Consider the following 671-nt stretch of genomic DNA (forward strand, 5'->3'; position numbering starts at 1 on the left):
GCGCGCAGCGGGTGCGTGGCGTGCGCGATGGCCAGGGCCTGTTCCAGGGCCGCGCCCAGGTCGATCCGTGCCGCCGGCCGCGAGCCGTCCAGCGGTGCGACCGCGACCATGCGGGTGTCCCCGCCGCGGTACCAGCCCAGGGCGCGGATCGCCTGGCGGAACGCGTCGTGGTTGTCCTGGCCGATGCCGGGCGTGTCGCGCCCGTGCTGGCTGAACTGGTGCCGGGAGATGCGGAAGCCCAGCAGCGGGCGGCAGCTCATCGCCACCGGGCCGCTGCGCATCAGCTTGACGTACATCGCCAGGTCGGCCACCCAGGCGATACGGGTGTCGCCGAGGAACGGCAGCCGGTCGCCCAGTTCCAGCGCGTGCGCGCGCCGGCACATCGCCGCGCTGGGTTCGCCGAGGAAATTGACCGTATGGTCGGCGAGGAAGTCGATCAGGTCGTGGCCGTCAATCAGCACGTCTTCGGTCGCCGGGAAAGCGGTCGCCAGTTCGTCGCGGATCAGTCCGGAGCGTTCGTCGATCAGGTGGCGCCGGGCGAAGGCCAGGGCGAGCCCTGGAACGCGCGCGAAGGCGTCGACCAGGGTGGCGATGCAGTCGTCGTACAGCACGTCGTCATCGTGCAGGAACTTGACGAACTCGCCGCTGGCCAGCGCGATGCCGCGACAGGA

1 pseudogene is annotated in these 671 nt (G+C 71.2%); it reads right to left on the bottom strand.

Annotation, left to right across the window (positions count from 1 at the left end):
• A pseudogene (locus tag ABB33_RS18825) lies at positions 1–671 on the bottom strand (glycosyltransferase); the annotation flags it as partial.

It is taken from the genome of Stenotrophomonas acidaminiphila (assembly GCF_001431595.1).
GTDB classification, from domain to species: domain Bacteria; phylum Pseudomonadota; class Gammaproteobacteria; order Xanthomonadales; family Xanthomonadaceae; genus Stenotrophomonas; species Stenotrophomonas acidaminiphila.